The 10410-nt window shown below is 67.0% G+C and carries 6 protein-coding genes; 3 read left to right on the top strand and 3 right to left on the bottom strand.

What is annotated here, in order from left to right; genetic code table 11:
* Positions 1-195 precede the first annotated feature (195 nt).
* Both AC1DKR_RS09815 and AC1DKR_RS09810 read right to left on the bottom strand, forming a co-directional pair.
* Positions 196-1086, bottom strand: a complete 891-nt coding sequence (locus AC1DKR_RS09815; RefSeq protein ID WP_025876363.1) for a M48 family metallopeptidase — start codon at positions 1084-1086, stop codon at positions 196-198.
* Between the two features lie 102 nt (positions 1087-1188).
* Positions 1189-3072 (bottom strand): SUMF1/EgtB/PvdO family nonheme iron enzyme, encoded by a 1884-nt coding sequence (locus AC1DKR_RS09810; protein ID WP_478032569.1) that lies wholly within the window; start codon positions 3070-3072, stop codon positions 1189-1191.
* An 84-nt stretch (positions 3073-3156) separates the two neighbouring features.
* Here AC1DKR_RS09810 and rnd point away from each other — a divergent pair, with 84 nt between their 5' ends.
* From rnd to AC1DKR_RS09795, 3 genes are all read left to right on the top strand, one after another.
* A complete protein-coding gene (rnd, locus tag AC1DKR_RS09805) occupies positions 3157-4236 on the top strand; it encodes a ribonuclease D (protein WP_478032566.1) in 1080 nt (359 codons plus the stop codon).
* A gap of 351 nt (positions 4237-4587) precedes the next feature.
* Positions 4588-5763 carry a serine hydrolase domain-containing protein gene (locus AC1DKR_RS09800; protein WP_478032563.1) on the top strand — a complete coding sequence of 392 codons (1176 nt, stop codon included), beginning with the start codon at positions 4588-4590 and terminating at the stop codon, positions 5761-5763.
* Between the two features lie 120 nt (positions 5764-5883).
* On the top strand, positions 5884-7950 hold the full coding sequence (locus AC1DKR_RS09795; RefSeq protein ID WP_478032559.1) for a DUF4034 domain-containing protein: 2067 nt from the start codon (positions 5884-5886) through the stop codon (positions 7948-7950).
* A gap of 97 nt (positions 7951-8047) precedes the next feature.
* Here the strand turns inward: AC1DKR_RS09795 and AC1DKR_RS09790 are convergent, their stop codons facing one another.
* Positions 8048-10378: a TonB-dependent receptor gene (locus AC1DKR_RS09790; RefSeq protein WP_363732521.1), complete on the bottom strand. Its 2331-nt coding sequence runs from the start codon at positions 10376-10378 to the stop codon at positions 8048-8050.
* Positions 10379-10410 lie beyond the last annotated feature (32 nt).

Genomic DNA, 10410 nt, shown 5'->3' with positions numbered 1-10410 from the left:
GTCCGGTTGCGGGGGCGTGAGCGCCATGGATGGCGCGACCGAGCTTACAGGGACGTACTTGCAGCGTCCCCCGCAACCGGACCCACCCCGCCACCCCACGGATAGCCCGCTTCTGCTGTTGCTGTTGAGCTTGCCGGCCAGCGGCCGGCACTACCGCTTCGGCGGGTGCAGGGCGCAGCCCTGCCGAACCACCCTTTACCTGGCCTGCTCGCAGAACTTCTGCCGATACTCCAGTGCCTTCGGCATCAATGCCTGCAGGTTCTGGATACGGGTGCCCGGATTGGGGTGGGTCGAGGCGAACTCCGGCGGCGACTGGCCACCACCGGCCTGGCCCATGCGCTGCCACAACGGCACCGCCTCGCGCGGGTCGAAGCACGCCGCGGCCGCCAGCATCAGGCCGACTTCATCGGCCTGCGTCTCGTGGCTGCGCGCGTACGGCAACAGGTACCCGTAGCCCATCGCCGACATCATCATCTGCTGCTGCTGCGCATCCATGCCACTGGCGGCGCCGGCCACCTGGCCGATCTGGGTCAGCTTCTGCTGGGCCATCCGCTGTGCACCATGGCGCAGCAACGCATGGGCGATCTCATGGCCCATCACCACCGCCATCGCATCGCGGGTGCGCGCCACCGGGATCAGCCCCGTGTAGACCGCCATCTTGCCGCCGGGCAGGCAGAACGCATTGGCCTGCTCGGACGGAATCACGTTCACTTCCCACTCGAAGTCGCGTGCGAAGTGTGCCGGCTGCAACCCGTGTTCCTGCGCCAACGCGGTTTCGACAACATCCACTTTGGCGATCAGTCGCTCGGCAATCGCGCGGACGTCGCGCGAGACCTGTTCATTCGGGCCCAAAGGGCGTTCCTGCGACAGGATCTGCTGGTAGGCCTGCAGGCCCAGCGCCTTCTCCTGACTGGCGTCCAGGCTGCTGTCGATCAGCACCTTCTCGCCGGTATAGGGGTCGACCGCACGGTTGGAAAACCAGTAGAACGCCGCGTAGCCAGCGGCCAGCAGCAGCACCCACCAGCGGATGTTGCCGAACAGGCCACGCCGCTGCTGCGGCGAGCGGGAAAAAGGATCGTTGCGCATCGGCTGGTCTTCCGGCTGACCCCGCCGGCCGGCGGGTACGGCGCAATCTTAGTGCGGCGCTGCCTGCGGCGGGTGAAACCGGAGCCGATCCAGCCGTGCCCGTCAGATCCCTCGCACCAGCCGGAAGCCGATGCGCGCGTTGGTGGTATCCGAATCCTGCGATTGCCGCCAGGCCGCCCGGGTCTGCTCCGGCGCATTGGCCCAGTTGCCACCACGGATCACCCGTGCACGGCAGCCCGGGTTGAACCACGCCACACCATCGGCCGGAGCACGCCGATAGCTGGCATGCCAGCAGTCGGCCACCCACTCGCTCAGGTTGCCGCCCATGTCGTGCAGCCCGAAGCCGTTTGCCTGGAAACTGGCGACCGGTGCCGGCCCCCACCACCCATCACCATAGCCGACGAAGGCGTTGTGCCAATGCCTGCCGGAAGGCGAAACATCCTTGCTGCCGGTGTAATTGCCACTGCCCTCCGGTGGCAGCCCGGCATCGCCCCACGGGTAGCGGCCACTGCTGCCGGCACGCATCGCGTACTCGAACTCGGCCTCGCTGGGCAGGCGGTAGCTGCGGCCGGTCTGTTCGGACAGCCAGTTCGCGTAGTTCTCCGCATCACGCACGCTCACGTGCATCACCGGCGAATTGCCCAGTGCCCGCCCGCCGTCATAGTCGGACCGCCAGTCCACGCCGCTGCGACGGATGAAATTGCCACTGCGCTCGTCATAGACCACCGAATGTCCACGCCGGGTCGCACGTGGGCGGGCATTGGTCGCCTTCACATAGCGCTCGAAGTCACCCACGGTGATCTCGGTGATCGCCATCGCGTACCCACGCTCGAAACGCACATAGTGCGATGGCCGCTCTGCGTCGGTTGCGCCCGGTTCGGTATCACTGGCGCCCATCTGGAATCCGCCATGCGGCACCACGATCATCTGCGGTCCACGGCCGCCATCACGCAGCGCATCGCTGAACACCTGCCCCGGCCGGAAGCTGCCGTAATGGGTGGCCAGTTCGATGCGCTCGCGCAGCTGCGCCACCACCGCGTCGCCCGGCAAAGCGATGCGCAGCGCTTCGGCCAGCTTCTCGCGCGCAGGCTTCAACCCCTGCGGGGTGGTCAGATCATGCAGGCCGCCATCGCGCAGTTGTACCAGTGCCGCTGCACGGATCTGCTCGATGCGCTCGAACGCATCGGCGATCGTCGGTGACGAGTCCCGCACCTTACTGGCCTCTGCCAACCACGCGCCCGCACTGGCGAAATCGCGGATGCGCGCGGCATCCTCGGCACGCCGGATCAGCCCACTTTCCGCAGCCGCCAGACCCTGCCGCGCGCGATGATTTGCCGGGTCCAGCGCAAGTGCCTCACGGAAGTTGCCAATCGCACCATCACCGGCTTCACCTATCCGGTCGGCACGCAGATCGTCTTCGCCCGCGCGGTTGTAGGCGACCACGCGCTGCGCAGTCTCGACCCGCCCCTGCAGCGCGCGCACCTTCTCATCCTTCGGCGCCAGGGTCAGCAGCACCAGCGCCTGGCGCCCGGCTTCAGCCAGCGCTTCACGCTGCTGCAATGGCTGCTGCAGCAACGCATCGGCCTGCTGCTGCAGCTTCTGTTTCGCGCGTTGCAGGCCCAGGCGCGCCTGCCGATCATCGGGTTCCTCCTCCTGCACTGCCAGCCACAGGGGCACTGCCGCATCGCCATCTTCATACAGATGCCCCCGCGCGAAAGCCTGGTCGGCAGCCCGGCGCAGCTGTGCCAGCGTACGTCCCTGGCGATCGACCCGCGGCGGCGTCCACTGCTGGATGTCCTCGGCCGCGTCGTCACCGGCAATGGTCACCGTGCCCCGCCCGGTACCACGCGCCGGACCGGCCTCTGGTGCGGCATCGGCCGGCGGGGCTGCGGTGGCACCGGCGGTCTGCGCAGGGGGCGACGGCGTGCAACCGGCCAGGCTCACGGCCAAGGCGGTAAACAGCGCGGGCGACAGCAGAAAACGCAAGCAGGGCCTCCTTCGGCACGGATGCGGACCGACGTTAGGCTATTCTCCCCTGCCTGAGCAAACCCGAGTAGTAGGCCCTGACACGTGGCAACCTGGATCACCACCCCCGCCGAGCTGGACACATACCGCCAGCAGCGGCCGACCCGCATCGGCCTGGATACCGAATTCATCCGTGAACGCACCTTCTGGCCACAGCTGGCGCTGGTGCAGATGGCCGTCGGCGAGGACATCCTGCTGATCGACCCGTTGATTCCCGGCATGCCCGAGGCCTTGGCGCCGTGGCTGGCCGATGAATCCATCACCAAGGTGATGCACAGCGCCAGCGAAGACCTGGTGGCGTTCAAGTGGACCTGTGGCGTGCTGCCGCGTCCGTTGTTCGACACCCAGATCGGCGCCGCGCTGGCCGGCATCGGTGCTGGCATGGGCTACCAGAAGCTGGTGCAGGAGATCACCGGCGTGGCCCTGGAAAAGGGCGAAACCCGCTCTGACTGGATGCGCAGGCCGTTGTCGGACTCACAACTGAAGTACGCCGCCGACGACGTCGAGCATCTGTTCGCGATGCACGACGCGATCTCCGCCAAGCTGGAAACGCTGGGGCGCCAGCAGTGGCTGCACGACGATGGCGAGCGCCTGCTGGCCAGCGTGGCAAATGACGAAGACCGCTGGCCCCACCTGGGCATGCGCTCGGCGCAGTTCCTGGACGCGCCCGCGCAGCGCCGCCTGCTGCGCCTGCTGCGTTGGCGCGACGTGCAGGCGCGCGCCAGCGACCGCCCGCGCAGCTGGATCCTGGACAACGAACTGGCCGCCACCCTGGCACGCACCCCGCCAGCCGATGCCGCTGCAGTGAGCAAGCTGTTCGAACAGTTCCCGAAGGCGCCGCGCAAGCTGGCCGCTGCGGTATGGCAGGCGCTGGACACGCCGCTGGCCGACGAAGCCGATGCGCCGTTGGCGATGCAGGCCAGCGATGCCAGCAAGCAGCTGCTGAAGAAGCTGCAGGATGCGGTGGCCGAACGCAGCCGCGAGCTCGGCCTGGCCGACGGCGTGCTGGCCTCACGCAAGCATCTGGAAAGCTATCTGGAGCATCGCCAGTGGCCTGCCGCACTGGCCGGCTGGCGCCAGCAGGAGCTGGAGCCGGTGCTGGCACCGCTGTTGCCCGCTGCTTGAGCCCCCCTGCCGTCGTCGCGCATGCAGCGCGGCGACGGCCGACACCGGTATCGCCTTGAGATCTGGTGCGTGCCTGCAACGCGCGACACTTCGCGCGGCTTCCCCTCGAATCCTATCCAGCGCCTATCGCCGCATGGCGCAGTGCCCGCCGCGATCCTGTACGCACGCCAACGTGATCGCGCCGCGCCGTTTACCTACATGACTGCAGACACATACGCCCGAATCGGCAGCATGCAAGAGTGAATCGCACGTCACCTCGTTCGCCTGCTCAGGGCGCTGGTGGACGACGCATCCCGCAGGACCGATGCCGTCGGCGCAGGTCTTGCCCACGCTGCTGCGCAGAGGACTCCCATGCACACGATCATCTCCGAACGGACCGCAGCTTCCTCCTCCCGGACCATGCGCCACCTGCGCCGATGGCTGGGCGTTTCACTCCTGTGCGTCGCTGCCAGTGCAAGCGCCGCCGATGACCTGCAGGCACGCATCGCACAGGCGTTGCAGGGCAACACGACACCGGCGATGGGAGTGCTGGTGATCCGCGACGGCAGGATCGCCGAGCAGGCCGTCAGCGGCGTACGCCGCAATGATGAAAAGGTGGCCGCCAACAACGGCGATGCCTGGATGATCGGCTCGACCGGCAAACCGATCACCGTGGCGATGATCGCGCGTCTGGTCGAACAGGGCGTGCTGAAGTGGGATGCGCCACTGTCGACGATGCTGCCCGACCTGGCGGCACAGATGCAGCCGGCCTACCGCAACGTCACGCTGGTGCAGCTGCTGTCGCACCTCGCCGGCCTGCCGGAGAACCTCACCGATGGCGCCGCACTGGATGCGTTCTTCACCGACACGCGTGCCCTGCCCGTACAACGCGAAGCCTACATCAAGGCCGCGCTGTCAGAGGCGCCGGTCCACCCTCCGGGAACGGAATTCGCCTACAGCAACAGCGGCTTCCTGATCGCAGCGGTGATCGCCGAGCGCGCCACCGGCAAGGACGTGGAAACGCTGATCCAACGTGAGGTGTTCCAACCGCTGCAGATGACCGGCGCCGGCTTCGGGCCGACCACGGCAGGGCAGCCGTTGGGCCACCGCGGCGGCAAGCCCGTCACCCGCGCGCCGCAGAAAGCCGATGATGGTGTACCGCCGATCTACACCGCCGCCGGCAACCTGCACATGCGCCTGCAGGACCTGGCACTGTTCGCCATAGACCAGCTCGCCGGCAGCCACGGCAGGGGCACGCTGTTGACGCCGGCGTCCTACACGCTGATGCAGAGCGCGCAACCGGGCAGCCCATCCGGTCTGGACTGGGGCGTACAGCCGTCGATCGCCGGCCGCCAGGGCCCGGTGCTGGTACACGGTGGCTCTGATGGCAACTGGCTGGCGTGGGTGGTGCTGTTCCCCGCACAGAACAGTGGCGTGATCGCCATTGCCAACGCCGCCGAAGACATGGGCGCCGACACAGCCACCATGGGCGTGCTCGGCGGTCTGTTCGCCGAACTGGCCCCTGCTGTCGCGCCTGCCGCCAGGTAGACTCCTCGCGACGCCCTGCCCCTGCGGGGCGTCGTCCTGCCGCACCACTGCAGGCGATAACAGGCATGCACCGGATTGCCTAGAATGCGCGTCCGATCATCTGCAAGGACGCTGTTCCCCATGCCGCATTCCCCCCACGAAGCGATGGCCCTGCGCCGCGAAGCACGCGATGCACTGCAGCAGGAGCGTTTCGATGACGTTGACCGCCTGCTCGGGGAGGTGGAGCAACAGTGGCTCGACGGTGGCACCCCGCGCTTTGGATATGGCTGGCTGCTCGCCACCATGCTTGAGCCTGCGCAGGACCTGCCTGCCCGCCTTGAACGGGCGCGGCAGTGGTGTGCACGGCAGCCACACAGCCCGCATGCGTGGGCCGTACTGGGCACGCTGTGGGACCGCGTTGCCGGCCGCATCCGTTCCACCGACACCATCGAGAAGATCCGCCAGGCGCAATGGGACGGTGCTGCGCTGGCACGCGACCACGCTCTGGCCGCATGGCTGCATACCATCGCACGCCATCCACGTCCCGCCTTCGTACTGGGGCGGATGCTGCGGATGGCCTGCTATCTGGGCGAGCCGCGCTGGTTGCAGCAGTTGCAACGCGGTGGACGCGCCGATCTGTACACCGCGCAGCAGCGCCAGGACCCGGAAGCATTCGCCGCCGCGGTCGCATTGCTTGCGCCCTACGGTGCCCCCTTGGATGAACTTCCCGCCCTGCCCGCTGTGCTGGCGCACCGCAGCGAAGAAGCATTCGAGTATGCCGCCGACTACTGGCTGCAGCTGGCGCTGTCGTTCCGTGCCGATGATGCCGACGTGCTCGAGATCTATCTGTACTACCTGTATCCGCGCTGGGGCGGCAGCCACGCGCTGATGCAGGACTTCATCGACGGTCCCGAAGCAGCACGATTGATGCTTCCGCAGCGTAATCGACTGCGTGTGGTCAAGGAGCGCGACTGGCTCTGGCTCGCCCCGGATGCCGACGATGCCGAGGCCATCGCCGAACAGGAGCAGGCCTATCGCGCCCTGCTCGACCTGCACCTGGATGCATCAACGCGGGCACAGGTGCTGTGCTGGCGGGCGATGCTGGACTACCACCTCGGCCGCGACGAACCGCAGGAAAACCAGGTGAACTGGGACCCGATGCGGATGACGCATGCCCGTGACTGCCTGGCAGAGGCGTTCGCGTTGGATCCCGGCTGTGTGGTCGATGAGGGCATGAACGCACTGGAAGCCTGTGCGCATTTTGCACGCGTCGACGGCGCCGACGCGCTGTTCGCACAGGTGCTCGCCAGTGTCGAAGACTGGACCGACAGCGCGCATGCCCTTGCGTGGTTGGCAGCCGGTCGTCAGTCCGGCCTGTTCGGCTTCAGCGCGGACAGCGCCCTGGCCGCGCAGCACCTGCAGGGAGCGCTGGCGACGGCCGACGAAGATGGCGTGGAGTTGTCCACGGTGGCTGCCAACCTGTTCTGCTCGGTTTCCGCGCCGGCCGGTCTGCAGATGCTGCTGCAGCTCGCGCACGCCGGCGACCCGAGGTCGATGGCATCGCTGGTGGATCTGTACCGCGGGCGTGTGGCCGGCAAGGACTTCCCCGCTTACGCCGACCCCGTGCAGGAGGCGCTGTGGACCGAGCGTGCGATTGCTGCCGGCGACCTGGTGGTGATCTACAACCGCGCCTGGCAGCTGGGCGAGATCTTCAGGCAGACGCCCGACCCCGCGCTGCAGCAGCAGTCGCGCGTGTTGTATCGGCGCTGCGTGGACGAGGCTGAGCCGCATGACCGGGTATGGCGCCCGGCGCACAAGAACCTTGCGGTGCTGCTGTACCAGGGTGAGGACGACATCGACAAACGCGAAGCGGTGTTCGACCTGCTGGGGCCACTGTGGTGGCGTGGCGACAGCGCGACCCAGGCATGGGCGGCCGGTTTCCTGGCCGATGTGTTCCACTTCGGCAACGGTGTGCCTGCCAATGCCTTCCTGGCCAAGGTCTGGCTTGACCGGGCCGCCGATGCGGAGCCGGACAACGCGGAGGTGCTGCGCATGCGCCCGTTGATCGATGGGCAGGGCAAGTTGTTTGGTGCCAGCCGTGCGGCGCGCCAGCAAGCCCGCGACCGCGACAAAGTGGACCTGCGCAGCTGGCAGCTGACCTTCGGCCTGGATGCAGTCCCGGACCGGCACGACGTGCAGCCGGTCTGAACCAGCGGCATGCCAACGACAGACGCCCTGCACAGGCAGGGCGTCTGCAGGGAAGTGCAAGGGTGCCGGTATCGCGTGCGATACCGGCCGATGCGGCTTACCAGTTCATGTTCAGCGAAACACCCACGGTGCGCGGTTCGTTGTAGACCGCGGCCATGTAGTTCTCGATCACGCCCTTGAGGTTCTTCTCGTTGGTGATGTTGCGCGCGAACAGCGCCACTTCGTAGGCACCGTAGTTGCCCGAGTAGCCGATCTTCAGGCCACCCTCGAAATCACCCTTGGAGTTGAATTCCTTGCTGTCGTACAGCACGAAGCTGGTGTAGCCCTGCTTGTTCCAGTCGGTGGACACGAACATCGTGGCCGCGTCGCTGACCGGGAAGTCGTAACGCGCTGCCAGGTTGATGTTGTACTTCGGTGCGTTCGGCAGCGGGTTGCCATCGATCTGGGCGAAGGTGTTGGCACCGACCTTGATGGTCGGATCGTTCACCGTGCACACCACCTGGCCGTTCAGGCCGCAGACCTGCGCGTAGACGCGCTTGTCCTTGATCTCGCTGTGCAGCAGGCTCAGGCCGGCGCTCAGGGTCAGGTTCTGGATCGGGCGCAGCTCCATGTCCGCTTCGAAGCCGTAGGCCTTGGCCTTGTCGGCGTTGAACAGCACGCCGTTACCGTCCGAATCGTTGCCGTTGAGCTGGATGTCGTTGACGGTGTAGGTGAACGCGGTGGCGTTCAGGCGCAGGCGGTTGTCCCACAGGCTGCTCTTCACGCCCGCTTCCCAGGACAGGATCGTCTCCGAATCGGCGGTGGTGAAGTCGGCATTGAACACCGCCGAACGGCCCTGGATGGTCGGGCCCCGGAAGCCGCGGGCGACCTTCGCATAGACGCTCACGTCCGGGGTGATCTGATACATCGCGCTCAGATCCCAGCTCGGGGTGGTGTCGGTCATCTTGACGTCGGTGCGGCCCTTGTAGGTGACTGCGCCAGCGGCGGTGTCGGCGGTCTTCAACAGACGGGTGTGCTTCTCATCGCGGGTCTGGCGCAGGCCGGCGGTGACGGTGAACTTGTCGGTGAAGGCGTAGCTCAGCTGGCCGAAACCGGCCCAGGAGGTGTTCTTGTTGCGCAGGCGCACCCAGTTGTTCGGGTTGCGCGCAGCGCCCTTCAGGAACCAGGCGCGCTGGTAGAAGTCGGTGGTGTCGCTGCCGTTGAAGTAGAACGCACCGGCCTGCCACTGCAGGGCGCTGTCGTCATGGCTGGCCAGGCGGAACTCCTGGGTCCACTGGTCCAGGTCACGGATCTGGCCCATCGACTGGCCGTAGCCGTTCGGCACGCCATTGACCGGGAAGTTGACCGCAGCGCCGCCGTCGGTGTCACCGCGGCTGTAGCCGGAAGTGGTCTCGTAAGCGGTGATCGAGGTGAAGTCGATCGCGCCGAAGTCATAACGCGCCTTCACCGAACCGCCGTAGGTCTTGTACGCCTGCGGGTTGTTGTCGGCCTCGTCGTAGGCGACCTGGTCGCGCGGTACGTCGGTCTTGTTCGAGCCCTTGGTCAGCGCATTGCGCAGGAACAGGGTCGAGGTGCCTTCGTAGTCGCGGGCGTGGGCCGAGGCGAGGATCGAGAACTGGTCGCTCGGGGTCAGCAGCAGCTGCGCGCGCACGTTGCGGTCGTCGAAGCCGCCCATGGCGTTCTTCTTCGGGCTGACCGTGCCGTCGGCGCTGGGGCCGGTGTAGGTGTTGTCGACGTAGTCGTCGCGGTGCTGGTACAGCGCCGACACGCGGAACGAAGCGATGTCGTTGATCGGGCCGCCGAAGCCACCGTCGATCGACACGCTGTTGTAGGAGGCATAGCTGGCGCTGACGCGGCCGCTGTAGTCCTGGGTCGGCTTGAGGGTGTCGAACTTGACGATGCCGGCGGTGGTGTTGCGGCCGAACAGCGAGCCCTGCGGACCGCGCAGCACTTCAACCTGGTCCACGTCATAGACCGGGTTGGACTTCAGCACCACGTGCTCCAGCACGACGTCGTCCTGGATGATCGACACCGGCTGCGAGGCACCCAGGTAGAAATCGATGTTGCCCAGGCCGCGGATGTAGAAGCGCGGGAAGATGCGGCCGGTGGTGGTTTCCGCATACAGGCTCGGCACGCGGCCGGACAACGCCAGCAGGGTGTCGTCGCCGCCGGCGGTGAAGTCGCGCATGCGCTCGCCCTGCACCACGCCTACCGACACCGGCACTTCCTGCAGGTTCTGCTCGCGGTGCTCGGCGGTCACGGTGATGGTGTCCAGCCCGGTCGGGGTCGGTGCACTGTCCTGCGCGACAGCACCGAAGCTGGCAGCCAGCGCCAGGCCTGCGCAGGCCAGGGCCAGCGGATGGCGACGGAAGGAAACGAAGGAGGACGACATGCCCGACGAACGGCGGGAATCGGAATGGGAAGGCATCGAAAGCTCTGAGGAGGCGTCCGTGCGGCCTG

The organism is Stenotrophomonas sp. 01N47, from assembly GCF_056399165.1.
The sequence above is the reverse complement of the archived record's forward strand: the minus strand, read 5'-3'. Positions and strand labels throughout refer to the sequence as shown.

Bases quoted from the DNA above. Each gene is read 5' to 3' on its own strand.
- AC1DKR_RS09815 (WP_025876363.1), bottom strand. From the start codon at position 1,086: ATGCGCAACGATCCTTTTTCCCGCTCGCCGCAGCAGCGGCGTGGCCTG.
- AC1DKR_RS09795 (WP_478032559.1), top strand. From the start codon at position 5,884: ATGCCGCATTCCCCCCACGAAGCGATGGCCCTGCGCCGCGAAGCACGC.
- AC1DKR_RS09790 (WP_363732521.1), bottom strand. From the start codon at position 10,378: ATGCCTTCCCATTCCGATTCCCGCCGTTCGTCGGGCATGTCGTCCTCC.
- AC1DKR_RS09800 (WP_478032563.1), top strand. From the start codon at position 4,588: ATGCACACGATCATCTCCGAACGGACCGCAGCTTCCTCCTCCCGGACC.